The sequence below is a fragment of the Algoriphagus sp. genome (genome assembly GCF_029254265.1).
GTDB lineage: Bacteria > Bacteroidota > Bacteroidia > Cytophagales > Cyclobacteriaceae > Algoriphagus.
On sequence record NZ_JAQWXX010000092.1, the window covers coordinates 1 to 25,955 of the forward strand.

General features: G+C 40.4%; 15 protein-coding genes and 1 pseudogene. 6 read left to right on the forward strand and 10 right to left on the reverse strand.

The annotated features are described in order from the left end of the window. Positions 1 to 97: pseudogene (locus P8O16_RS13625) on the forward strand (IS1595 family transposase); the annotation flags it as partial. 19 nt (positions 98 to 116) lie between these two features. Beyond that, positions 117 to 4,805: a T9SS type A sorting domain-containing protein gene (locus tag P8O16_RS13630; RefSeq protein ID WP_300315981.1), complete on the forward strand. Its 4,689-nt coding sequence runs from the start codon at positions 117 to 119 to the stop codon at positions 4,803 to 4,805. On the opposite strand, the gene P8O16_RS13635 is transcribed toward P8O16_RS13630, so the two are convergent. The 3 genes from P8O16_RS13635 to P8O16_RS13645 all read right to left on the reverse strand — a co-directional run bounded on the left by P8O16_RS13635 (position 4,802) and on the right by P8O16_RS13645 (position 8,163). Then, complete coding sequence (locus P8O16_RS13635; RefSeq protein ID WP_300315983.1) at positions 4,802 to 5,896, reverse strand: serine hydrolase; 1,095 nt, start codon at positions 5,894 to 5,896, stop codon at positions 4,802 to 4,804. The two genes, P8O16_RS13630 and P8O16_RS13635, sit on opposite strands and share 4 nt — an antisense overlap. Positions 5,897 to 5,933: 37 nt before the next feature. Continuing rightward, positions 5,934 to 7,430, reverse strand: a complete 1,497-nt coding sequence (locus P8O16_RS13640) for a carboxypeptidase (RefSeq protein ID WP_300315985.1) — start codon at positions 7,428 to 7,430, stop codon at positions 5,934 to 5,936. 325 nt (positions 7,431 to 7,755) lie between these two features. Next, the gene (locus P8O16_RS13645) at positions 7,756 to 8,163 is read right to left on the reverse strand and encodes a GNAT family N-acetyltransferase (RefSeq protein WP_300315987.1); all 408 of its coding nucleotides are present in this window, start codon (positions 8,161 to 8,163) and stop codon (positions 7,756 to 7,758) included. Positions 8,164 to 8,185: 22 nt separating this feature from the next. Here P8O16_RS13645 and P8O16_RS13650 point away from each other — a divergent pair, with 22 nt between their 5' ends. Continuing rightward, positions 8,186 to 8,449 carry a hypothetical protein gene (locus P8O16_RS13650; protein ID WP_300315989.1) on the forward strand — a complete coding sequence of 88 codons (264 nt, stop codon included), beginning with the start codon at positions 8,186 to 8,188 and terminating at the stop codon, positions 8,447 to 8,449. Positions 8,450 to 8,485: 36 nt separating this feature from the next. Here the strand turns inward: P8O16_RS13650 and P8O16_RS13655 are convergent, their stop codons facing one another. The 5 genes from P8O16_RS13655 to P8O16_RS13675 form a co-directional block, all read right to left on the reverse strand. Continuing rightward, positions 8,486 to 9,811 carry a DEAD/DEAH box helicase gene (locus P8O16_RS13655; RefSeq protein WP_300315991.1) on the reverse strand — a complete coding sequence of 442 codons (1,326 nt, stop codon included), beginning with the start codon at positions 9,809 to 9,811 and terminating at the stop codon, positions 8,486 to 8,488. Between the two features lie 50 nt (positions 9,812 to 9,861). Beyond that, a complete protein-coding gene (locus P8O16_RS13660; RefSeq protein WP_075352040.1) occupies positions 9,862 to 10,230 on the reverse strand; it encodes a DUF2116 family Zn-ribbon domain-containing protein in 369 nt (122 codons plus the stop codon). Between the two features lie 87 nt (positions 10,231 to 10,317). Continuing rightward, the gene (locus P8O16_RS13665) at positions 10,318 to 12,978 is read right to left on the reverse strand and encodes a PQQ-dependent sugar dehydrogenase (RefSeq protein WP_300315994.1); all 2,661 of its coding nucleotides are present in this window, start codon (positions 12,976 to 12,978) and stop codon (positions 10,318 to 10,320) included. Between the two features lie 113 nt (positions 12,979 to 13,091). Continuing rightward, positions 13,092 to 15,956 carry a PD-(D/E)XK nuclease family protein gene (locus tag P8O16_RS13670; RefSeq protein WP_300315995.1) on the reverse strand — a complete coding sequence of 955 codons (2,865 nt, stop codon included), beginning with the start codon at positions 15,954 to 15,956 and terminating at the stop codon, positions 13,092 to 13,094. Continuing rightward, positions 15,949 to 19,167: an exodeoxyribonuclease V subunit beta gene (locus P8O16_RS13675; RefSeq protein WP_300315997.1), complete on the reverse strand. Its 3,219-nt coding sequence runs from the start codon at positions 19,165 to 19,167 to the stop codon at positions 15,949 to 15,951. The genes P8O16_RS13670 and P8O16_RS13675 overlap by 8 nt, the downstream gene beginning before the upstream one ends. A 176-nt stretch (positions 19,168 to 19,343) precedes the next feature. Between P8O16_RS13675 and P8O16_RS13680 the strand changes: the two genes are divergently transcribed. Further along, positions 19,344 to 21,503, forward strand: coding sequence for an alpha-glucuronidase family glycosyl hydrolase (locus tag P8O16_RS13680; RefSeq protein ID WP_300315999.1), 2,160 nt, complete (start codon positions 19,344 to 19,346; stop codon positions 21,501 to 21,503). Between the two features lie 9 nt (positions 21,504 to 21,512). Here P8O16_RS13680 and P8O16_RS13685 read toward each other — a convergent pair whose 3' ends face one another. Next, positions 21,513 to 22,349, reverse strand: coding sequence for an alpha/beta hydrolase (locus tag P8O16_RS13685; protein WP_300316001.1), 837 nt, complete (start codon positions 22,347 to 22,349; stop codon positions 21,513 to 21,515). Between the two features lie 254 nt (positions 22,350 to 22,603). Between P8O16_RS13685 and P8O16_RS13690 the strand changes: the two genes are divergently transcribed. After that, positions 22,604 to 23,839, forward strand: a complete 1,236-nt coding sequence (locus P8O16_RS13690) for a serine hydrolase (protein ID WP_300316003.1) — start codon at positions 22,604 to 22,606, stop codon at positions 23,837 to 23,839. A gap of 70 nt (positions 23,840 to 23,909) precedes the next feature. Here the strand turns inward: P8O16_RS13690 and P8O16_RS13695 are convergent, their stop codons facing one another. Further along, positions 23,910 to 24,743 (reverse strand): 1,4-dihydroxy-2-naphthoyl-CoA synthase, encoded by an 834-nt coding sequence (locus P8O16_RS13695; protein ID WP_300316004.1) that lies wholly within the window; start codon positions 24,741 to 24,743, stop codon positions 23,910 to 23,912. 108 nt (positions 24,744 to 24,851) lie between these two features. On the opposite strand from P8O16_RS13695, the gene P8O16_RS13700 reads away from it, so the two are divergent. Beyond that, positions 24,852 to 25,919: an AMP-binding protein gene (locus P8O16_RS13700; RefSeq protein WP_300316006.1), complete on the forward strand. Its 1,068-nt coding sequence runs from the start codon at positions 24,852 to 24,854 to the stop codon at positions 25,917 to 25,919. The last annotated feature ends 36 nt before the right edge of the window (positions 25,920 to 25,955 follow it).

A 25,955-nucleotide genomic window follows, 5' to 3' on the forward strand; every position in this document is an offset into this window, starting at 1 on the left:
CCGAATTAATCGCTCCCAGAACAAAGACACCATCTTCAATAATCTAATCATCAGAATGGTAAAAGCAGATAAAATGTATATCTCAAATATGATATGATGTTAAGCGGACACCTCTATTGTCCAGAATAATTCTAATTGGTTTATTTATTTTATTCCAACAAGTTTGTTTTGGACAAACGTGGATTGGCGTAACTAGTACCAACTGGAATACTGCATCAAATTGGAGCCCGAATACAGTGCCAGGAGCAGGTGCAAATGCTTTTATAAATAACGGTGCAGCCCCAAATCAACCCGTTTTATCAGGTAATGTGACGGTACGAGACCTGAGAGTGTCGGCAGGTTCATTAAATCTTAATGGCTTTACACTGAATGTTACCGAAGATTTGAACTTAAGTGGAGGGATTGTTTCTAACGGGATCCTCAATGGAAATGATATCGAAGAGGTGCAAAACACCCAATTCAACGGACCTTTCACCCTGACCAAAACAGGGAATAACAATGACACTTGGTCAGGATCCAACCAATTCAATGGCACTACTATTATTACCAATCTAAGCAACTCACAAATAGTCTGGCAAGGCAACAATCAATTCAATGGGAACACCCAAATCACCAACAATGGAAATGGGCTGTTCAGGTTTGCCAATACAAACGGAGACACTTTTTCCGGTTTGGTTATATTCCAAAACAACGGAAACAATTTTATCGATATCGCCTATCGAGGGAACAATACTTTTGCACAATCCATCACCATAAACAACACTAATCCGGCAGGAGAAATAAGATTTGGAGATCAGGGAGGCACCTCAACTTTATCGACGGGAGGATTACTTACCACAAACTTTGCAGTAGGAACTATATTGGAAATCAACAATTTCACTCAGGTTCAGAATGTAGCCAACGGTACTTTTGGGGTTGAAGTTTTTTTTGTTACCAATTCAATTTTTCAGGGAGATTTTTCAGTGACAACTACCGATGATTTGATTTTTTTTGGTGATAACACCTTCAACGGAACCAATAACTTTATCTCAGGAGGTAATCTTGATGCAGACGGTAATAATCAATTCAGTGTACCAGCAGGCACTAGTTCTGTTTTTATAAAAAATGGAAACGGTAATAATGATTGGCAGGGAGGCAACACCTTTGGAACCGTTAGTTTCACCAATAATGCCAACAGTAGGTTAAGGCTAGCCAATGCCACAGGTGACACCTTTTTGAGAACCTCAACATTCACTAACAATGGAAATAATTTCCTTGGAATTGCCTACTCTGGAACAAATACTTTTGCGCAACAAATAGAAATCAACAACACCAATGCAGGAGGTGACATGAGATTTGGAGAGGGAGGTGGTGTATCTACCCTTACTACGGAAGGTGTAATTACCACCGACTTTACCCAAGGGGCATTGTTAGAGTTCAATAACTTTACACAAATCCAAAATGTACCAAACGGCAGTTTTATCGTTTCGGATTTTTTTGTAAATAATTCCACTTTTCAAGGAGATTTTTCGGTGACTACTACCGATGATATAGATATTGAAACTAGCAATACATTCAATGGTAACAATACATTTATTTCAGCAGGTGATCTTAATCTAGACGGGCCAAATACCTTCAGCACTCCAGCAGGGACTTCAACCACCTTTACCAAAAATGGAGGTCCAGATGATAACTGGGTTGGAGGAAATACTTTTGGCACAGTTTCGATTACTAACAATTCTAATTCAAGATTAAGATTGGCTAATTCTGGAGGTGGAGATACCTTTAACTCAACTTCCACCTTTACCAATACAGGAACTAATTTTCTTGGAATTGCTTTTTCCGGGACAAATACTTTTGCGCAACAAATCACTATCAATAACTCCAATGCAAATGGGGAGGTCCGATTTGGGGAAGGAGGAGGAACATCAACTTTAGCAACTGGTGGCGTTGTAACTTCCGGATTCTCGGTAGGTACTCTTTTGGAATTCAATAATTTCACCCAAACTCAAAATTCTCCTAATGGCAATTTTGGAGTAACGACATTTACTTCGATAAACTCATCTTTTCAAGGCAGTATAGGGGTAAATACTACCACCTTCACTGCAGATAACTCCATTTTCCAAAGAGATATCACAGTCACTGCAACCACCATTAATTTTACGCGAGCTAACACTTTTGCACGAAACGGAACATTCACTGCTGCAAATTTCACGCAAACAATAGCAGGAAGTTCATTTGCAACAGCTGGAGGAGCTGTCACTTTTACCAAAAATGGCGGCGCTGCCAACACATGGTATGGCGGTAACACCTTTGGTACTTTCACTTTTATCAATAATTCTAATTCTTTTTTAAGATTAGCCAATAATGTAGGTGATACTTTCATTTCAACTAGTGTGTTCTCAAACAATGGGACAAATTTTATTGACATCGCATATCGGGGAACTAATACTTTTGCTCAACAGATTTCACTAAACAATTCCAATGCGTCCGGAAGCATTCGTTTTGGGGAGGTCACAGCTTCCTCCACTTCTAATTTGGCGACAGGTGGAGTTCTGACTAGTGGGTTTACTACAGGTGCCTTGCTGGAATTCAATAATTTCACGCAATCTCAAAATGCCCCTAACGGCAGTTTTGCTGTTACCACTTTTACTTCAGCGAGTTCATCGTTTCAAGGAGACTTTGGGGTTACTGCAACAACAATCAACTTTACCCAAGCGAATACTTTTGCCCGGAATGGAACCTTCACTGCCGCTAACATCAATATGACCCAAGCGGGAAATTCTTTTGCAACCGCTGGCGGGTCAGTAACTTTTACGAAAACCGGAGGAGGTACTAATCAATGGAACGGAGGAAATACTTTTGGTATCGTAAGTGTGATAAATAACTCCAACTCACTCTTTAGGTTAGGAACGAATACAGGGGATACCTTTAATTCCACTAGTACTTTTACAAATACTGGAACCAACTTTCTAGGAATCGCTTTTCGTGGGACCAACACCTTCGCTCAGCAAATCACTATCAATAACTCAAATGCAAATGGGGAGGTCCGATTTGGGGAAGGTGGAGGAACGTCAACTTTAACAACAGGCGGAGTTGTTACCTCAGGCTTTTCTGTTGGAAACCTTCTTGAATTCAACAATTTCACTCAAGTTCAAAATTCTCCAAATGGAAATTTTGGAGTAACGACATTTACTTCAATAAATTCTTCTTTTCAAGGAGACTTTGAGGTTACTGCAACAACAATCAACTTTACCCAAGCGAATACTTTTGCTCGGAATGGAACCTTCACTGCCGCTAACATCAATATGACCCAAGCGGGAAATTCTTTTGCGACAGTTTCTGGAACTGCTAATTTCACTAAGACTGGAGGAGGTGCAAATAATTGGTTTGGAGGAAATAGTTTTGGAACAACAATTATTAGAAATAACTCTAACTCAAACCTCAGACTAGCAAATAATAACGGAGATACTTTTAACAGAAATGTATCATTTATAAAATCAGGTTCAGGAAATATCGAACCAGCCTACAATGGGATAAACAGCTTTAGAGGGGACATTTCCACCGTGGGGAGTAATGCCAGTATATTCTTTGCGGAAGGAAATGGAACAGTCCTCATTGATGGAAACACTTCTCAACTATGGGAAGGTAACCTAGCTCAACCACCAATTGCTGAGTTGGTACAAATGAATACTACAGGAACACTAACCCTAAATGTCCCTTTACAAATAGATCAATCCCTTACCTTCAGCAATGGTGTAATTAACACCTCGAATACTAATATTCTTACATTTATAGATAACGCAACATCTGTTGATGCTTCTGACGCCAGCTATGTGGATGGTCCTGTCACAAAAATCGGAAATGATAATTTCGAATTTCCCATAGGAAAAAGTGGATCCTACGCACCATCTACTCTTGGAGGAGGAGGAGGCCCAACAGATTCATACAGTTCAGAGTACTTCGCTATTGCTCCAGTTGATATTCCAACTGATACAGTAGGAAAAGATCCAACCATTGGACTTATGAATCAATCCGAACATTGGAGTTTCAATCGGAATACAGGTTCAGCTGCTCGGTCTTTGGCATTGAGTTATAATTCAACACGTACATCGCCTATTATAGATCATACCGAGCTTATACTAATTAATTGGGACGGTTCTGCTTGGAAGGACATGGGAGGAACTGTATCTGGAAGTGCTGACTCAGGAACTGTAACAAGAGGGGCAAATTCAACATTTGGTCTTCTCTCAATTGCTAGTTCATTTAGGATATTACCAATTGAATTATTAGAATTTAAAGCAGAAGAGACTTCAGAAAAAAACATCAAAGTATTCTGGACCACAGCTACAGAAAAAAATAATGCATTTTTCACTTTGGAGAAATCTTTTGATGGTAAAACCTGGGAAACTATTGCCATAATTCCAGGATCTGGTAATTCTTTGGAGCAAAGAAGCTATGAGTTTATCGATAAAGATGTTAGGTATGGTCGCCAGTTTTATAGATTAACTCAAACTGATTACGATGGTCGATTTGAAACTTTTCGGGTTATAGGGATCAGTTTAATTCAAGATCAAAGTATATCCCCTGTGTATAATGTATATCCTAATCCGAGCACAGGTAGATTCACTCTTCAAGGTGAAAGCATGAACCTTGATAAAACTGCATTAGAAATCTTTGACTTAAATGGAAATCTAGTTCTAAAGAATTCCGAAATGAAAAATAAGAGACAGGAATTTGATTTGTCTTCTTTACCGAAAGGGATTTATGTTTTGAAACTATTCTCTCTCGATGGCTTAGTCACCAAGAAATTAATTATCAATTAATTCCCGATCACAGGACTCAATCGCTCCCAAATATCCCTGATCAGAAGAAAAGGTACCAGAGCATTATCTCCAGACCCACCCATTCTTACAATCACTAAGCCTTGGGATGGCACTACCATAAGGAATTGTCCATTTTTACCCATCGCTTGATACATATCTGCCGGGCCTTGAGGAATAAGCATTCCTGGAAAAACAGTTTGACTTTGTGGAAGCATGTAGGAAGATTTACCATTTAGCCAAGTGAGGTAGCCATAGGCTCGGTTAATATCAGTCGAACTTTCCGAAAGTGCATCAAAATAGTTGCTCGACCATATTTTGTCCCCATTCCAGTTTCCTTTTGCCTGAAGAAGTAAACCAAATCGAGCAAATGACCTTGCATTGCTAAAAAAGACATTATTAAAACCTGACTTTTGCCAAAATCCAGACATACCTATTCTCTTCCCAATCTGTTCTTCAAAATAAGTCTGATAGCTCTTGCCTGAAGCATTTTCTACCACCTTTTCCAGCAGCGTGTATGGTGCGTTATGATAGCTCCACCGTTGCCCGGGTTCAGCTAGGTAAGTAAGACTTTCTGGGTTAGTATTATCCAAATCTACGTTTTGATCATCAAGACCAGTAGTCATAGTCAGATGATGAATAATCTTTATTTCCTGCTCCTGAATATTGGACATAGCTGTCCAACCCTCCCCTAAATACTCTTGAGTTCTATCGGATATTTTGAGCAATTTTTGCTCTTCGGCAATTCCTACCAATGCTGCTGTAAGAGTCTTTCCAGCAGAGGCCCAATACCAAAAAGAATCTTGATTCATTTTGCCTAAGCCAGTCAGATTTTCTCCCCAATATTCCTCCACTACTATTTTTCCATCTTTCAAAATAATGAAAGCGCGTGTATCCTGAGTCGGTAGCCAAGTTAAAAGCTCTGCCAGTTTAACAGCATCCCATCCTAATTCAGTAACAGGAATTGACTCCCAAGCTACGGAACCATTTGGAGGAAAGTATAAATTTTGATTTTGGGGTTTCTGTGCCTCGGCACAGGAAAAAAATAAAAAGACCCAACCGAATAAACCCAGAATTTTAATTTTTGGAACCATAAAATTGATAGGACAAGCTCGGTTGGGCATTCTCATTTTACTTACGAAGGGTGTTTTGAATGAATCCTTTCAGGTCTTCTCTGAAAAGCTTTGCCGAAGGCAAATGAGTGTACATCATATGACCTGCTTCATAATAAGTCATAATAATTCGGTCCCTTGCAGATTTTGGAAGATTCAAATGTGCAATCGAATGCTCCACCCCATAAAACACAGTAGCCAAATCATAATATCCGTTCATAATTAGAATCTTGACATTCGGATCTTTTGATAATGCATCTTCCATATCTGGGAGCGTAGTTACAGATGAATTAGCACCCCAAGAAGCAGTTCCTTCATGCTTCCAATCCCAATTGAAACCTTGTTTGGAATAGGCCGAAGTGGAATAATTTAAGTCCTTACTCACTTTCAAATCTTCGTGGAAATAATCCAAGAAACCCATAGTATATGCAGACGAAATCGCATCAGACTGTGGATCAGTAAATGAATCCATGGACATTGGGTCCAGATTAATCCCTTTATATCTTGAATCCAAACGACCGACAGTCATACCATCTTCCCGCAAAAGTTCTTGGAAATACTCCCCTGCATTAATTCGTAAGTCTGCACGAAGCCAGATTTTAGCATCGATCCCAGTGTAGGCCTGAAGCTTATTTGCAATCATCGCTTTATCTGATTCGGAGATATTATTTCCCTGAAAGAGAGCTGGACCATATTCCATTTCCGTGAATTGGCGAACCTCCTCTACAAAAGACGGAAGATCGGTTCCCTTACTAGGTACTCGATCATGATACCAAGAGGTCGCTGCCATCGTAGGAAGATAAACCACATAGGACATATCCTCATTTGGAGCGAAAAATAAGGTTCGAAGGTCAAAAACTGCTGAAACCATAATTACTCCATTCAGCGCATATCCTTGACCCAATAAATAACTCATCACTCCTGCATTTCTAAACGTACCATAGCTTTCTCCCAAGATATATTTAGGAGAATTTAATCGACCATGCTGTTTCAAGAATTGCATGATAAATAAACTTACGCTTCGAATATCCTGATCTACGCCCCAAAAATCCTTTCCTGTAGCATCTCCTATTGGCACGCTTAGACCTGTTCCCACAGGATCCATCATCACTACATCTGCCATATCCAGAATCGAAAACTCATTGTTTACCAATTCATAGGGAGCAGCTTGGTTGTAATTGGGATCATCAACGACGATTCGTTTTGGCCCCATGATTCCCATGTGGAGCCAATAGGAAGATGATCCAGGCCCGCCATTGTAGGCAAAAACAATAGGTCTATTTTTTTCAGGATTTTCTTTAAAATAAGCCGTAAAACCGAATAAGGCTATCGGCTTGTTATTCTCGTCTTTCAGTTCCATTGTTCCAGCCTTAGCATTAAGATTGATGGTTTTACCATCAATCGTGACTGACTGTTTGGACTCAAAAACTTGAGCTTTGGGAATAGAGTCTTCTTTTTGCTGAGCAAAACCGAAACTAGAAACTAGGAATACAGCGATTAAAATTCTGATTTTCATATGATTATATTTTGTTTTTTTAAAGGCCATATGGAATCTCGCAGAATATAATCATTCCTGTGTGTGACTTTTTGGTCATGCTTGATTTCATATTGGGTTAGATTTAATAAAGTGTAAATGGTTTAAGTATTATAAGAAATTAGAAAAAGCGCTTACTTATTCAGCAAGGATTATTCTGGTATTTAAATTAAAAATCTTTTTCCTTGAATGTGATTTTAGGGTAATTAGTGATAATGAAAACCGCAATCCCACTGCCGGTAGTAAATTTTATCTCATTTGAATTTTATGAATTGGCCAAGAAGGAAGTTAACCAATTTATAGAAAATCACCGCAACAGCTCCTCTGGCTTGATTTGATAACATCTTTCATGGAGTTGAAAACCTAATTTTTGATAAAAGGCTTCGGCATTTTCTGCAGCAAAAAGAATCAACCTAGCCTCTGGTCCAGCTTTTCGAGCTTCCGTCAATAGCCTTCGACCAATTCCTTGATTTTGATAAGTCTCAACCACTGCCAAGTCAGCAATAAAAGTCCTGTAACTGAAATCACTTAAAGCTCGTAGGAATCCAACGAGTTTCCCTTCTACCCTTGCAGAAATCATCAGATTGGAATTACACAACATCCGATTCAAAAGATCCTGATTCTCCATAGGTCTTCGTTTTGATAAACCTGACTCAATAAGGATATCTATGAATTCCCTTAATTCTAAACTATCTTCAACTTTATATTCAATCATCAACTAAAATAAATAAAAGATTATGTCGGGCGGAGCAGGGTTTATGAAGGATTCCAACAATCAATTAAAAGCCAATCATAAATTGGGGAAAATCCGTGAAAAACTGAGTTATTCCTCCGGAAAAAATGATCCAGACTATCGTAGTCAAGCAGACCTTAAATCAATTCAGGAAAGTATAAATCATCGATTTGGTAGACGAAAGGAAATGAATAAAACAGTTTGGGTTTCCTTGATTGGAATCTTAATCTTAGTAATCGCTTTATTGATTTCTTTTATGAAAAATTAACTTGATTGTCTGCAAGAATCAGCAAACTAAATCAAATCAATTCGCCTCCTCCACTTTTACCTTAGTTTTTTTAACGCGCTCATTTTTCAATTTTGGAAGCAGCTTCTGGACCAAATTACTTTTCACTGCAACATACGATGCAAAATCCATAATCGTAATCAAGCCAATTTCATCCGATTTTAATTCTCCTTTTTTAGTCAATAAACCTACTAAGTCTCCTTTGCTGACTTTATCTTTTTTACCTACACTAAAGTAAAGGCATATCCACTCCTGTCTGATCGGAGGAGTCAATTTTTCATTCACCTTCTCTTCTTCAACAAACCGATCGACGTACTCGGGGAGTGATTCGTCATTTGCCAAGATCAAATAAGCTTTTCCTTCCGCATGCATTCTTGCTGTACGCCCGTTCCGATGAATAAAAGCATCTTCCTTAGGAGGTAATTGGTAATGAACAATCTGCTTGATCTCAGGAATATCCAAGCCACGGGAAGCCAGATCAGTAGCGATCAGTAGATTAGTCACCCTACTTCGAAATCGAATGAGATTCTTCTCCCTATCTATTTGCTCCAATCCACCATGAAGCACACTGTGAGAATAATCGTAGTCGGTTAATAGCGTACTGAGCCGATCAACAGCATCTCGATGATTGCAAAAAACTATACATGATTCATTTTGAAATCCTGCTACTAATCGCATCAATGTCTCACCTTTTTCTTTGCTTGAACAATGGATTAGCCTAAGTTCCAATTTAGATTCTACCTCATCTCGAAGAAAATTAACGGTTCGGTAATCTGAAAATGGAATAAAATCAGGCATTTTTTTCAAGGCAGTCGCAGAAGTCAACAGGAACCTTGGCTCACCACTCATTGACTTAAAAATCGCTTTCAATTGGCCCTGGAAACCCATTTCAAGTGATTTATCAAATTCATCCAAGATAACAGTTCGAACTGAAGATGGATCAAATGAACCACGCTCTAGATGATCGTTAAGTCGGCCTGGGGTGCCAATGATTACATCGGGGGCTTCACCTAGGCTTTGCGATTCGATTTTGGAAGAATGCCCTCCGTAAACTGTACTTACACGGAATGGGGTTTTTAATCCTTTGAAGACTTGCTCAATCTGGATCGCCAACTCTCTTGTGGGTACAATTATTAGGGCTTGAACCACGCGGATATTTTCCTGTAAGGCAGTGATCAAAGGGATCAAAAAAGCTATTGTTTTTCCGGATCCAGTTGGAGCTAAAAGTACGAGATGAGCGTTTTTTGAGGCTCTTGAAATAAACTCCGATTGCATTTCATTCAAACTCTCGATTGAAAGATTGCGAAGATATTGGGTAATTGGATTCTTTGTAGTTTCTGACACCCTCAAAAGTACCAAATTTGAGTGAAGGTTTTTGGGTTTCTTTCCCCTACTTATCTTTCTTTACCTTTCACCACCAAATACCAATCACCTTCCAGTTTCAAATACCCAAAATCATAGCAAAACATATATTGACTTCCTTTTTTGGTCTCGTAACTGTGGGTAAAATATTTAAATTGAAAGCCCTGGAATAATAATTTATCTTTTGTGGTCTTTCCAAGCTCCTCTCCTGACGGAATGATAGACTCTAGGATATTCCGGTTCTTTTTGAGCGCGTGATTGATATTGCGGATTAAATTGTTGCTGGTCGAATTTTGCTGATTGTTGTACGCATTTCGGCAAGAATCATCACAAAACTTCTTATCAACTCTTCCCCGAATGGAATTTCCGCATTGTAGACAGGTTCTTTGTTCTGTTGGCATATTCAAAAAAATTTTAAATGAATTTAGGGAATTAGTTTGAAATTAAATATTCCAAACCAATTCCCTAGTCATTTTTTTAAAAATTTCCTACCTATTGAATTTCAGACTATTCAACTGTAGGGTATTCCAAATCGAAACATCCTGATCGGCTCTGAAAACCAAATAAATATCCCCCACAAAATCTGTCGACTCAATTGGCATTTCTACCGTAAACCAACCTCCTTTTGCACCATTAGGCCGGCTTGCTTTGCTTAGTTTTTCGGTTGTTCCAAGGAGTTTTCCATTTGGACTTCCCGATCTAAGCTCCAATTTCCCTCCGGTATTCGTTGGGTCAATTTCTAAAGATATTCTGGTAATCTGATTCAAATCTATGTTCTGCAGCATCAACCAAGAATCATCAGCAGTATATTTCACAAAGCTGACGTTCTCGCCATTAGCTCTGGCTGCATCTTTTAATTGATCGGCATTGGAAGCCATCACTTTTGGATTCCGAATCATAAGTTGACTAGTAGTAGTCAATGGACCAATGCCATTTGCACCTTTATCCGTGTAGCTTGCCTGTACTAAATAGTATCCTTCTGGGGATGTCTGATTTTCCATTTGGTATGTCCCTCTTACCGGAAGTTTTCCTCCACGATTAGGATCAGAAATACTGAGGATAAAGTCCACCATTTCAGAGATTTGTTGATCTTCTAGGTGGGTATGACCCGGCATCACGCGTTCGCCCCATACTCCGCCACCACCATTTTTGATTTTATTGGTCAGATAAGCTTTTGCGTTTGCATCTCCTTTGTATTTCTCAGAAACAGCCGTATAGTCTGGGCCTACAGATTCATTGGCTATGGCATGGCAAGCCTTGCAGCCCGCTTGATTGATATAAGTTTCCCCGATACTTAAGACTTCTTCTTCATGACCGGCTTTGATCAAATCATATCCTTCGATATAGGTAATTGTAAGATCTATGTCTGATTCATCGACGCTACCGTCTTCGGAATCAGTCACATTCACCCCATAATCAATTGCTTCGTTTCCAAAATAAAAGCTTCGATTTCCTTTCCAGTCAATCTGAACAATCGGCGGTTGATTACCTACTTTGATTTCGATAATCGCCAAACTGCTTTCTCCACTCTTATCAGTAGCTGTCAATTTCACTGGATAGGTTCCAGCTTTTTCGAAGGTAAATGAAGGGTTTGCTTCACTCAATTTTCCCCCATCAACTCCAAAGTCCCATTCGTAAGTGATCCCATCCTCCGGATCTGGATCAAAAGTACCCTCAGATGAAAACTCAACTTTCAGTGGCGCTGCCCCCACTTTTTTATCTGCCGATATTTTCACTTGGGGTGCTCGATTGCCTTCGGCAAAAACAATTCTATAAAGACCTGAATCATCATTTTGAGCTCTCCAATAGGTACCGTATTCGAGCATATAAAGCGACCCATCTTTAGCAAATTGCATATCGACTGGCTTATCAAATACGGTTGACGGCATGAATCGCTCCATGGTATCGTACTCATAATTCTCCGTCAGACTGACCGTGAAAATCCAGTTTCGCATCCAGTCGAAAATGAAAACTTTTCCATTGTAATAACCTGGAAATCTCACATCTGATTTTTCATAATCCTCGCGGTAATAAACAGGGCCAGCCATTGCATTTCTGCCTCCTTCATCCAGCATCGGAAATTCTTCTGATGGACCATATGGATACCAAATCAAGGCTGAGGTTGCAGGTGGTAGAATTTCAACTCCAGTATTATTTGGAGAAGTATTCTTGGGCGCCTTTGGGTCAAATTCATAAAGACTTTCCTGCTTTTCAAAGTCATATTTCCAATAGGGCTTGTTATTCCCTACAAAATAAGGCCAGCCAAAATATCCTGCTTTTGTGGCCAAATTGATTTCGTCATGTCCTTTCGGGCCACGTCTCATCGAATCCATCGCTGCATCAGGTCCTACTTCACCCCAAAAAAGGTTACCATTCCGCTGATCAATGGAGATTCGGTAAGGATTTCGATTTCCTTTGACATAGATTTCCGGACGAGTATTTGGAGTACCTACCGGCCAAAGATTTCCTTCAGGAATAGAGTAAGTCCCATCTGACTCAGGCTTGATTCGGATGATCGAACCACGCAAATCATTTGAATTTCCTGAGCTACGTTGCGCATCCACATTCTCAGGTCTTCCAGTTCTCTCATCGATAGGATTGTAATTATCGGATTCAAACGGGGTGGTGTCGTCTCCCATGGACAAATAGAGATTCCCCTTTCCATCAAATTCAAGCGATCCTCCAGAGTGGCAACAGCCTCTAAATACCGGAACTTCCAACATGATCTTCTCGGAATTAACATCCAACAGATTTTCTTTGAAATCAAATCTAGAAAGACGATTGATTGATGGTCCTCCTGCAGGGGCATAATAGAGATAAATCCAGTTATTTGTCGAGAAATTCGGATCCTTCGCCAATCCCAACAAGCCATCTTCTCCATCAGGGTAAACATCCAGTTCCCCTACCTCAATTGTTTCAGCGGAAGCCGCTTGATAAAGTTTCAATTTCCCATTTCGCTCAATAAATAGTACATCTCCATTATCAAGCACTTCAAGTTCCATGGGCTCATTGAGCCCTTCCACCAATGGGATTTTGGTGAATCTGCTTTCCTCCGGTTTTACTGTTGCAAAGGGATCGATTGATTCTTGTTTGGTACAACTCCATAAACTCACACAGCACAATGCTATCAACAGAAGCGATTTTCTCATTGGGTTATTAGGTTATTTTGAAACCCTTAATATAAAGAAAGACACTTGCTTATAAATCACATTGGTATGAATGGTCGTATTACGATAATCAATGTAAATTTCCCAAAAACAACTTACCTCCCGCAGATCTCTTTATAGGTACAATACTCACATTTTTTCAAATCATCTGTTTGATCAAAAGGAACATCAGGATTGTAGATATCCTCCAAAAGTGACTTCAAACCCGCTTTATATTCATCTTCAAACTTCCTGTAGTCATTTACTTCTACTCCTTCTTTTCTTGGCAGTTTGAGTTGTAAGTAAGGATTGAAATCGTCTCCAAACATTTCCCTCAAATTGAAAATCGCAGGTTTGAGAGGCAAGGTGTTTTCCGGATTAGTTGCCTGATAGATCAAGCCATAGAACATGGTTTGCATGGCGGCTTTATTCCGAGATTTGTGCTCACGATCAAAAAGCGATTCCACATCAGGAAAAGTCTTATTGTCCTGACCTGATTTATAATCGATCAACCTAACTGAACCACTCTGCTCATCCACCCGATCAATAATACCTTTCAATGAAACTGTTTGATTTCCTGAGGCCGTTTTGATTTCCAATTCCGCAGTATACTTTTTCTCTTTTTCCAGAGAAATCAATTTAAATGGAGCCGAGGCCTCGTCGATTTTCAAAATCTGGTGCAAGTATTTCTGAAGCACATCTCTGGCAATCGCCATTTGACCATTCAGCTTCGTATCTGCTTCACCCTCCAAGTGGTAAAACTTACGAATGGCTTTTTCAATTGCTGGAAACACCCAGTTCTTACTCAAATCCTCAAAATCTGATTTTTCCAGAAAGTTCCTTTTCTTTCGATTCGCAAAATCCAGGTATAAAAACTCCATGCTGTAGTGCGCAAGATTTCCAAAAACTGCGGCATCTATTTCCTCACTCACTTCCTCCTTCTCCTGAATATTTGCAAGATACTGTAAGTAAAATTTCAGCCTACAATCCAAGAACACACTTAAAGCAGAAGGCGAAAAGGAAGTCTTTGATTGCCCACTCTCATCGATCAGGTACTTATCCAGCAAACTTAAAACTTCACTATTCTTTTGGATAGTAATTGCTTCAGGAGATTTCTGATCTATTGGAATAAAAATCACCTCTTCTTCAATTTCTCTTCCAAGCTCCACCCCCATTTGCTGCATGTATCGGCTCTTCTCTCCCGCTTTTCCTTGATCAGAAGCCGTGGTGTAAATCATATGAACCTCCTCGGCACTATGCAAAAGTCGATAGAATGTATAGGCATAGATCGAGTCATTTTGTTCCTGCACAGGTAATCCAAAGGCTTTCCGGATATTAAACGGGATCATAGAATTCAGACCTGCGGAGGGTGGAAAGCTATCCTCATTCATATTGCAAATGATCACTCGCTTAAAATCAAGGTTTCTGGATTCTAGTACCCCCATGATCTGTAAACCCAGAAGTGGCTCCCCTTCAAAAGGCAATTTGACTTCTCGGAAAATCTGACGAAAAAGTCGTATAAAAAACTCCCGATTGATGGTAAGAATATCCTGACCTGTAAAAATCTCCCGCAACCGGGTTAATTGCTTGAAACATTGATAGAGGTAGGAACGCTGCAATGGCTCGTCTTCCAATCGCTCTGCCAACGCCTCCATCAAATTGGCCAGATAAGGGAAAAGGGAATCATTTTCCAATTTTTGGAAGATCAGTTGATACAGCTCTCCTCCTTGGTGCAGCTTTTCTGCCGAAATGTAAATCTGATTAAAGAGTTGCATTTCAGCCATCAATTGCTCTGCAAAGCCTGGGTTTACACTTTTTAGATAAATCGAGCTCAATAGATTTTTAACGGCCGAGTGATAGAACAAAAGCTTTCCATCTTCCACTTTGAGGTATCGCTGCATTTCAAGCACTGCTTCCAAGAAGGAGTAAACAGGTGCATTTTTCACTGGATATCCCATGGTGACATTCACCTTATTTACCTGCTCCGGTAAGGTATGAAGGATAGGAAAAAGCATCTGCTCATCTGGCAAAATCACCACGGTCTCTTCCCAAGCTTCTCCAGTGGGGATTTTCTCCAAAATCGAAGCTACCAAATTCGCCTGATTGGTCTTCAGAGGTGTTGCATATGTCTTAATCCTTGCATTTCGATCCTCAATCTGAGTGGGAATGTGTTCTGGAAACGTAAGTCCAAAAATCTTGTCCTTTTGATAGTCACGGAAAAACAAACCTGCCTCCTGAACTTTATCCTCTAAATAATATGCATCTATGTCCCAGTAAATCTTTGCGCCAAAAGCTGTAATGTAATGTTTGATCAATGCCTCTTCTGTTCCTGTAAATGCATTAAAGCCAATAAAATGATGCACTTTCTCTGGGCGGGGAATGGAATCCAGAGACTCAGCAACTTTTCGATACAGCATGCCAGAATACGCCAAACCTGAAACTGCCAAAGAAGCCTGGAAACTGGTATAAAGCGGACTTAGCAATTGCCAAAACTTCAAAAACTTCTCCTGATGATCTCTATCCTGACGAACAAAAGAGGACCAAAATTGCTTTATCAAGGCTACTTGACTCTCGTTCAAAAAACTTAAGTCAGACTCCAACTCCTTGATTTCTGACAAATGATGATAGAGTTTACTCGCATTCGCAAGGAATTGATCCACATCATTGAAATCTTTCAAGATCATTTCGCCCCAAAAATAAAACCGATCAAAGGTTTCTGCTTCAGGATTGAGATCCTGATAAACTCTATACAATTCAAATATCAAGGTCAGATCATCCGCAGGACGATTTCCTGCCAAATCATAGAATATCTCCTCAATCGTCTTCACCTCGGGCATCCAGGTAGGTTCGCTGATCAGACTTCCCAGATGCTGGGTAAAAAACAATCCGGCCCGTCGATTCGGCAAAACCACGGTGAGCTTTTGAAGATCAACTCCACTTTCGAGGATCTCTTTGGCAGTATTTCTTAAAAAACTATGCATAAACTTCTTCAATAACTCCAGTTTCTAAATAACATAAATAGCCTTTACATGGCTTTTGGGCTAGTTTAGAAACCAATCCCATACATTCTCTGACTTGATCTGCATAGCGACTATGAGCTTCACCAGTTTTAAAATCGACAATCAACCCTCCCTTTTCATTTAATATTATTCGATCCGGTCGTTTCTGCTTTCCGCCGGGAAGAAGAATTCCTTGCTCGGCCAAGAGAATCCCCGTGGTTCCAAACCATGAAGCGAAAAGCGGATCTGTAAACAGATGGTCTAATTGTCGCTCCACGAGTTGCTTTTCTTCTTCGTTCAATCTTCCTTCAAAATAAAATGCCTGCAAATTCTGCATGGCAGAATCTTTATCTGCAGATAGCTCAAGGATCTCATGCACGATCAATCCAAACTTCTGCTTCTTCCGCTGTTCCATTCCTTCTACAGAAAAGTCCACAGCATACTTCTTAAGTGTCAATACTTCAGACCAATTTTTATAAGCCCAACGAAGTTCAGGCGACTTTTTGAGATGAAGTATTTTCTCCTGACTTTCAGGCCAATCACCAAATTCAAATATTTTTGACTCTGGGTCATACCACGAAATCAAACTCAAATTAGAGGCTGGATCGGTATGAGACTGAACCAATTGCTGGAGCTGAACTTCTATCGAATTTTGAGATTTTATATTCTCCTTGTAAGGAATAAAGCCAAAAAACACATCCTCTGCCCTAGTTAGAGCAACATAAAGCATATTCAAACTGTCCAAATAGGCCATCGTGGCTTCTTCAGAATACGTATCGCTAAAGTCTGAATTCGCCAGATCCCCGTTAAGTGTCAGCGGAATTATAGCCGAAAGCCCCTTTTCATGGTCTTCAAATGGAGACCATACTACATTCCCCTTTCCTGTATCGAAAATTGTCCACTTGAGAAATGGCATCACCACAACCTTAAATTGTAGGCCCTTGGACTTGTGAATCGTCAGAATCCTCATGGCATTATGACCTTCGGGAATTTTAACGGTTCGCTTGGTTTGATTGATTTCCCACCACTCAAGGAAGCTACTTAGATCTGCCCGGTTATTTGCTGTAAAGTCATAAACAGCTTCCTTGAATCCTGAGATATAAGCTTTCTCCAAACCCAATTCCATCAAGCCTAGTACTTTGATCAGCTCCTCCAAAGCCTCCATTAGTGGCAACTGAAGCATTAAAGTCTCCTTTTCTTGAAAAGCTTTGACTTGTGCTTCCAAGAAAGCTGGCATTTTATCCAATGCAAAAAGCTCATGATCAATAGGTGCATCCATTAAAGCAGCTAAGTAGTACCACATGGTCTTGTACTGAACTTTATCAGCAGGATTTTGCAGGTACTTGAAGCCGGAAACCATAGCTTTCACCGATGCTGCTTTGTTCAGATACATGGATTCGTCCGAAAGCACATCGAAACTGTAAACAGAGTCTGGGTTTTCGGCAGCATAATTCATCAGGCAATCCGCAATGGCCTCGCCCTCTGATTTTCTTCGGACCAAAAATGCGATATCCTCCAGCTCATACCCATGATCCTGCAACTCCATGACTAGATCAGGTAATTTTGAAAGGACTACCTCATCAAACTTGCCTTCCTCCTCTTCACTTTTTGGATCGATGAATTCAAGCTTGACCTTTCCTTTGAAGTCAGACTTTTCTTTCTTAGGAGAAATTTTCTGGAAGGAGTCAGAATAGGCCTGAGAAAGAATTTGAGGATTTTCAACACAATAACTCGAGCTCAAAACCTGCTCCATGGCCTGCGGTAAAGCCTTAAAAACAGCATTGTTGAAATTGATGATATTGGGGAGACTGCGAAAATTCGTATCCAAATTTTCCAATTGAATAATTTCCTTCCCAATATCATCCTCCACCTGCGAAAGCAATAATTTCATCTCTCCTCCCCGCCAGCGATAAATCGACTGCTTCACATCTCCAACCAGCAAATTGGTTTGACCTTGCCCAAGCGAGTTTTCTAGCAATGGCTTGAAACTATCCCACTGAAAACCTGAAGTATCCTGAAATTCATCGATCAGGTAGTTTTTGTACTGATTACCGACTTTCTCATAGATGAAAGGCGTATCATTTCCTTTAGTGATTTCCTTTAGAAATTCATTAGCATCCGAAATGAGGAGTATGTTTTCCTCGTCTTTGATCAGTGTAAGTTCATCGAGAAGATTTCTAAAAACCCCATAGACATAGCTGTTTTTGGCAATCGCTTGCAGCGTGTTCCACTTAGTAGTCAATGCTATTGTTTGATGCAAAATCTGATTCAAGCCTTGATCATAAGCAGCTGAAATCGCATCGATTTGCTTACTAGATTTCGAAAACCAAGCATCTGGATTATCAATTTTACCTAGCTGAGCATCTGAAAGAATTGGAAATGGTTGATTTCTATCACCGAATTTTTCGAAAAGCTTAGCAAAAGATCTGGAACCTCCAGCAAAATCAGTCCATTCCAAACTATTTGAAATCCGTATCAAATCGGCCTGCTTTCCCAACTCTTTTGAAAGAGCGACAATCTCACTTTTTCGTTCTCGGACAAATGACTGGAGTAAAGTGATATTTTCTTTATCCTTCAAAAAATTTTTAATCTCAGGAGCATATTTCTTGAAATCTTCCTGAAAAATCTGCTGTCCAAGACCGCGGATATTCCGTCTGATATCCCAGGATTTCCCATTTTGAATTTGCTCATAAGCGTAATCTACAAGCCATTTATGCAAAAATTCATCCTCCATCACCAGCATTACTACCCGATCTACCACGCGCTCCAAAACAGCCAACTGATCCAATTCCACATCAAATTTGGCATTCAGATCTATCTCTCTGGCAAAAGCTCGAACCACCTTTTGAAAGAAGCTATCAATAGTACTTACCGAAAACCGGCCATAATCGTGAAGAATTGCAGTAAGAGTCTGCTGGGCTAAAACCTTCAACCCAGACTCATCCACCCCAAGAGAAGACATTAACTCTCGATCCATTTTTTCGGAGGGATCAACATGATTTCGTAGTCTTTTCAACTCCGAAATAATCCGCTCCTTCATCTCCTGAGTGGCTTTGTTGGTAAACGTCACTGCTAGGATTTGCTTAAAAGCATGTGAGCTTTGAAGGGCAAGCTTCAAATATTCCAGCGTAAGCGTATAGGTCTTGCCCGAACCGGCGGAAGATTTGTAAATGATGAAAGGTTTCTGATCCATAAAGAAAAAGTAAGGCAACTAAGATAAGCAGGCATATTTATTTAAAGCTCAAGAATAGTTTCGATTGACAAAAAATGTCGGATTTAAAGCCACACATCTTCCTAAGTTTCCTTTGGACTAGCGCTTATTTGAAATACTGAAAATTCTTTTCCAACTTCCTTCCAAAATCAATTTCAATGAAAATCCTCTTCTCGTTTTTACTCTGGATAGTAATTTTCTTTCCCTCATTTTCAAATGATGGCTATAAGCTTTGGCTGGATTATCAGCCTATAACTAATTCAACAATCAAAAACGATATGGCTGATTTGATGTCAGGCGTATTCATTTTTGGGGAAGACCCTACTTATAGTGTCATCAGAAATGAATTGAATTTAGCAAGTCAGAAAATGATTCTGCAAGCCCCATCCTTCAATACTTCTGATAAAACTAAAGCCGAATTCTGGTTAGGTACTAGAACTCAAATGAGCCAGTTTCTATCCATGACTGAGCAAGTCGAAATCAAAGATCTGGGAGAAGATGGATACTGGATGGGACCTATTGAAGTAGATGGAAAAACGCACTATGCCATTGTAGGAAATCGACCGGTAGGCGTCCTTTACGGAGTATTTAATTTGATCAAAAGTATTCAAACTGAAACTTTTGATAATAACCTTTTAATATCTGATTACCCGAAGGTTAAACTTCGTATGCTCAACCATTGGGACAATCTAGATAAGACCGTGGAAAGAGGCTATGCCGGTGCTTCCATTTGGGATTGGCACAAGCTCCCCGGCTACGTCGACCCACGATATATTGAGTATGCTAGGGCAAATGCATCGCTAGGAATCAATGCCGTTTCAGTCACCAATGTGAATGCAAAAGCAATTGTGTTGACGACGGACTTTATGAAAAAAGTGAAGGTTTTGGCCGATCTTTTCCGACCCTACGGCATCAAGGTTTTTCTCACTGCGAGGTTCTCTGCTCCTATAGAAATTGGAGGATTGGATTCTGCCGATCCCCTCGATCCGAAGGTCAAGGATTTCTGGCAAAAGAAAACCGATGAGATTTATTCCTACATCCCGGACTTTGGCGGATTCTTAGTCAAAGCCAATTCCGAAGGCCAGCCAGGACCTCATGAATATGGAAGAAATCATGCGGATGGTGCAAACATGCTTGCAGATGCATTGGCTCCGCATCAAGGACTTTTGATCTGGCGAGCATTCGTGTATTCTCATGAGGTGGATGAAGACCGCCACAAGCAAGCTAATATTGAATTCGAACCCTTGGATGGAAAATTCAAGGACAATGTAATTCTCCAGGTGAAAAATGGGGCTATTGATTTTCAGCCAAGGGAATCCTTCCACCCGCTTTTTGGAGCATTGAAAAAGACCCAAGTAGGAATGGAATTCCAAATCACACAGGAATACCTGGGCCAAGCCACGCAATTAGTATTCCTAGCGCCCATGTGGGAGGAAGTTCTGAAATCTCAAACCTTCACTCCAACTGCCAATTCAACGGTCGCTTCAGTTATTGAAACACCCGTAAACGAAAAAGCGATCACCTTGATGGCTGGGGTTTCTAATATCGGGACAGATCGCAATTGGACTGGACATTTGTTTGGCCAAGCCAATTGGTATGCATTCGGAAAGCAAGCTTGGAATCCTGATGTCACTTCTTCTCAAATCGCCGACGAATGGATTAAATTGACCTTTGGTCAAAAATCAGATATTGTAGGGAAAATAAGCCAAATAATGCTTCAATCGCATGAAGCAGCCGTTGATTACATGACTCCGCTTGGCTTGCACCATATCATGGGAAGAAGTCACCATTATGGTCCTGCACCTTGGGTGACAGGCGGAAGAGCGGATTGGACCTCGCTCTATTATCATCGGGCAGATAGCTTGGGAATTGGTTTTGACAGAACGAGTTCAGGAACTGATGCGCTAGCCCAATATGCTTCTGAAATAGAAAATGAATGGTCCGATCCTCATCAAATTCCTGAGAAGTACTTGCTTTGGTTCCATCATGTGCCTTGGGATTTTAAATTGAAAGACGGAAACACGCTTTGGAATGGATTAGGCTATCATTACGATCGAGGAGTAAAGTCAGTCCGGGAAATGCAACAAACTTGGAAGAGTCTTGAAACTGAAATTGATCCGGAACGCTGGGATCACGTCAATCAACTCCTTGCAATCCAAGAAACAGAGGCTGTCTGGTGGAGAAATGCTTGTCTGCTCTATTTTCAGACCTTTTCTAAGCTTCCATTTCCGAGTGAAATTGAGCAGCCTAGCGGTGATTTAGAGTATTACAAAAGCTTAGAATTTCCTTATGCCCCTGGGATTAAGCCGAATTGGTAATGAATCTTGCTAAACTCTTTTCTTAAACCAACCTATAATCACGTCAATCACCTCTTCCCGATCCGAATCATTGATCAATTCATGATATCCTTCTGGAAAGATCTGAAGCGTTTTATCTTTGGATTTGGCTTTTTCAAAAAGGATTTCGGATCCTTTGGGATTCGTCAATCCGTCTGCAGAACCATGAATTAGTAGTACAGGAAGATCAAATTCAGCGGCTTTCTTTTGAATACTTCGCATCATGATCAACAGCTCATTCCCGGTTCTTGCCGGAATAGGATCAGTGTAGACTAATGGATCATTTAGGTATTTTTCTACTTCGGCAGGAATTCTTGAAATTTTCGAGGCATCTAATTTCAAGGCTTTAAACCTTGGAAAATATTTACTGATAATCCCTCCTACTGCCATAAGTAATTTTGAAGTTCCTTCTGCTTCTTTGATTGCCGGCGAACTCAAAATCACCCCTGCAGCCTCAGGTTTAAAATCCAAAACATAAGCAGCCACCAAACCTCCTCCCATACTGTGCCCATATAGAAAAGCTGGCACCCTTGGCACGTAGCTTTTCACCTTTCCAAAAAGTGCATCAATATCCTTGAGGTAATCTTGATACGATTCAAAAAACGCATCTGGCTTCCCAATGGCCGACTTTCCATGTCCTCTCCCATCGAAGGTAAAAACTGAAACCCCCAATTCGACTAGCTTTTCTACCAAATGAGTATACCGACCGCTATGCTCACCAAGCCCATGAACCAAGAGTAGGCTGGCTTTTGGTGATTCGCACATCCAAGCTTGCAAATAAAGTTTTTTGCCATCGTGGGTGGTATAGGAGGTTTCAAGATGTTTCATATGATTATAATTTGTTTTTAAATGGTCATATGGAATGCCCTGGATAATCATTCCCCTGTGTGAGAACTTTTCTCATGGGCATTTCATATGATTTTATTTTTTAAAGGCCATATGGAATCTCGCATACTTAATAATCATTGTGGTGTGTGTGTTTGAGTCATGTTCGATTTCATCCTTTCAAATTAGGAAAAAGAACCAAAAGGGAATTAAATTCAGGCAAAATGACCAATATTTGATTAAAAAATAATCCCAATATGATGATCAAACCTTACTTCAAAATTTTATTTATTTCCCTTTTTCTGCTCAATACTGACGCTTTTGCCCAAACTATGGCAGAAAAGCATCACGCCACTACTGCTATCTCTCAAGAAAGAATAGCTCGGTATGATACCTACCTCCAAAATGAAGTAGACCAAGGACGGCTTGCCGGAGCAGTAACCCTGATTTATAAAAATGGCGAAAAAGCACATGAGAAAACGATAGGATACTCAGATATTGAATCCAAGTCAATAATGAATACGGATCAGATTTTCTACATCCAATCCATGACCAAGCCAATAGTAACAGCTGCATTTATGATGCTATATGAAGAAGGATATTTCTTCCTCAATGATCCTGTAGAGAAATATTTGCCTTGGTTTAAAGACCTGAAAGTGGCTGTAGATCCTAGCAAAGGAATAGCAGGAGGAACTGTTCCAGCTGAATCCAAAATCACTATGGCGATGCTTCTGAGTCATACTTCCGGATTTTCTCATGGCATCGCAGCGGGCAAACTGGAAGAGGAAATCAGAAATGCGATCTACTATACTCCTCACGAGAATATTGAAAGCCGGATTAAAACTTTGGTCACTTTGCCCCTAATCGGTCAGCCAGGTAAGCAATGGTATTATTCAGCTTCTCCTGATGTGCTTTCTTTACTGATTGAGAAATTTTCAGGAATGACTACGGCTGAGTTTTTACAGCAAAGACTTTTCGTTCCACTGGGTATGAAAGACACTGGATATAATCTCAATGAAGAACAAGCAGGCAGAATGGCGACCCTACACACCTACAATGAAGAAGGAAAACTAATCAAAGCTCCGGATCAAACCCCAACTTCAGGGAACAAAGTCTTCGCCGGTGCAAATGCCTTGTTTAGCACTGCGCCTGATTATGCAAAATTTGCGCAAATGCTCCTCAATGGAGGCGAATGGAATGGAAAACAATACCTAAGCCCAAAGACCATTGAAATCATGACTATGGATCAGACTAATGGACTTTATAAAGCACCCGGGCAAGGTTTTGGATTTGGATTTGGAGTGATGACTGATGTTGCGGATGCGAAATCATTAGGCTCTGAAGGCACATTCTATTGGAGCGGGGCTTACTGCACTTACTTCTTTATCGACCCTAAAGAAAACCTGATCTCCATCATGATGACTCAAACTGCCCCTTTCAGCGGTTTCTATGATCAAAAAATGAGACAACTCGTATATCAGGCAGTTGACTAAATAAAAATGGATCGAGATTAAAATCTCGATCCATTTTTTTCAACCTTGAGAATTTAGCTTTCTGAATTTTTTACGGTATCCACTTATTCTTCCCAAAATCAGGCTTTCTCTTTTCCAAAAAGGCATTTCTACCTTCTTTAGCTTCCTCGGTGCCATAGGCTAAACGAGTAGCCTCTCCCGCAAATACCTGCTGACCAACCATTCCATCGTCGGTCAGGTTCATCGCAAATTTCAACATCTTGATTGAAGTTGGGGACTTTGCCAAAATCTCCTGAGCCCATTCGTAAGCCGTAGCTTCCAATTCAGCATGAGGAATCACCGCATTCACCATTCCCATTTCATAGGCATCTTGTGCAGAGTAATTTCTTCCTAGAAAGAATATTTCCCGAGCTTTTTTCTGCCCAACCATTTTTGCCAAATAAGCAGAACCATATCCTCCATCAAAACTGGTCACATCTGCGTCCGTTTGCTTGAAAATCGCATGCTCCTTACTTGCCAAAGTCAAATCACAAACTACATGAAGCGAATGCCCTCCTCCCACAGCCCAACCTGGAACAACGGCAATCACAACCTTTGGCATAAAGCGAATCAAGCGCTGCACTTCCAAAATATTCAATCGATGATACCCATCTTCTCCCACGTAACCTTGATCGCCTCGTGCTTTCTGGTCACCGCCAGAGCAAAATGCCCAACCCCCATCTTTTTTGGACGGCCCTTCACCGGAAAGTAAAACCACTCCTATCGAAGTGTCTTCCTGAGCATCATAAAAAGCGTCATATAGTTCTGAAGTGGTCTTTGGGCGAAATGCATTTCGAACCTCAGGTCGGTTGAAAGCAATCCGGGCTACTCCGTTGCACTTTTTGTAGGTGATATCTTCGTATTCTTTTGCAGTAATCCAGTCCATAATAGTAAAATTGATAGCAAATGGTAATTTTTGGCAAGATAACAGCCTCCGCCGAAATTTGTTGATTGACTAGTACCTTTGAAAAAGGATTAAGACTTTTACTATCACATGTTCCAACTCAAATTTCAAAATCAGTTCTTTTCCACTGTTGCTGACTTTAAAGATCGGCCATCGGATCTTCCTGATTTTACCAAATCTGCATTTGAATTTTGTAGTGATTGGTTGGAAGGAAAAGATTTTTTTGAACAAAAAACATCAGGATCAACCGGAACTCCAAAAATCATCCGGTTAGATCGAAGTCAAATGATCGCAAGCGCATTGGCTACGAAAGGATTTTTCGGGACTGGGGAAAACACAAAAATGGGTTGCTGTCTCAATCCCGAATACATCGCAGGAAAGATGATGCTAGTCAGGGCGATGGTTTGGCAAAGTGAAATCGAATTGGTCGAAGCCAGTTCAAATCCTATACTTGAAATCTCTGAAATTCCAGATTTCGTGGCAATGGTGCCTTTGCAAGTAGAGCAAAGTTTAAGTGATCCAAGATCCTTCAAACAACTCCAAAAAGTTCAAAACCTTATTATAGGGGGCGCTCCGCTTTCGGAGAAACTGAAAGCGCAGATTGTTAAAAGTGGTATCCGGGCATTTCAAACGTACGGAATGACCGAAACAGTTTCGCACATCGCCCTCGCTAAAATCACGGCAGACCAAATGGTATATCACACCTTGCCAGGAGTCGAGATCGGAGTAGATGACCGGGAAGCGCTTTGGGTCAAGTCAACGATGTCAGGCCCTTTGCCAGTCCAAACAAATGATCAGGTGATCTTACTTTCCAAAAACACTTTCCAGTGGCTTGGAAGAGTAGATTTTGTAATTAATTCCGGAGGAGTGAAGATTCATCCAGAGCTTTTGGAGGCCAAAGTTTCAGGGATTATTGAGCAGTTTTTACCAGGTTTTCAATTTTTCTTTGCGGGAATAAAAGATGAAAAACTTGGTGAAAAAGTAATATTGATCATTGAGGGGGCGGAAATGGATAATAACTCGGCAAAAGATTTAAAAGATGAATTAAAAGCCGAGCTGAACCGTTTTGAGAATCCAAAGGAAATCTTTTTCGTAAACCATTTTATCCGAACTCTAAGTGGAAAGCTAGATCGGAACAAAACAGTTGAAAGGCTATGAAATCGAGCATGACTCAAAAGTCACACACTGGGATGT

Excerpts from the sequence above, each read along its gene's own strand:
- P8O16_RS13685 (WP_300316001.1), bottom strand. The coding sequence starts at position 22,349 with ATGAAACATCTTGAAACCTCCTATACCACCCACGATGGCAAAAAACTT.
- P8O16_RS13675 (WP_300315997.1), bottom strand. The coding sequence starts at position 19,167 with ATGGATCAGAAACCTTTCATCATTTACAAATCTTCCGCCGGTTCGGGC.
- P8O16_RS13690 (WP_300316003.1), top strand. The coding sequence starts at position 22,604 with ATGATGATCAAACCTTACTTCAAAATTTTATTTATTTCCCTTTTTCTG.
- P8O16_RS13635 (WP_300315983.1), bottom strand. The coding sequence starts at position 5,896 with ATGGTTCCAAAAATTAAAATTCTGGGTTTATTCGGTTGGGTCTTTTTA.
- P8O16_RS13700 (WP_300316006.1), top strand. The coding sequence starts at position 24,852 with ATGTTCCAACTCAAATTTCAAAATCAGTTCTTTTCCACTGTTGCTGAC.
- P8O16_RS13665 (WP_300315994.1), bottom strand. The coding sequence starts at position 12,978 with ATGAGAAAATCGCTTCTGTTGATAGCATTGTGCTGTGTGAGTTTATGG.
- P8O16_RS13695 (WP_300316004.1), bottom strand. The coding sequence starts at position 24,743 with ATGGACTGGATTACTGCAAAAGAATACGAAGATATCACCTACAAAAAG.
- P8O16_RS13640 (WP_300315985.1), bottom strand. The coding sequence starts at position 7,430 with ATGAAAATCAGAATTTTAATCGCTGTATTCCTAGTTTCTAGTTTCGGT.
- P8O16_RS13680 (WP_300315999.1), top strand. The coding sequence starts at position 19,344 with ATGAAAATCCTCTTCTCGTTTTTACTCTGGATAGTAATTTTCTTTCCC.
- P8O16_RS13670 (WP_300315995.1), bottom strand. The coding sequence starts at position 15,956 with ATGCATAGTTTTTTAAGAAATACTGCCAAAGAGATCCTCGAAAGTGGA.
- P8O16_RS13650 (WP_300315989.1), top strand. The coding sequence starts at position 8,186 with ATGTCGGGCGGAGCAGGGTTTATGAAGGATTCCAACAATCAATTAAAA.
- P8O16_RS13645 (WP_300315987.1), bottom strand. The coding sequence starts at position 8,163 with ATGATTGAATATAAAGTTGAAGATAGTTTAGAATTAAGGGAATTCATA.
- P8O16_RS13660 (WP_075352040.1), bottom strand. The coding sequence starts at position 10,230 with ATGCCAACAGAACAAAGAACCTGTCTACAATGCGGAAATTCCATTCGG.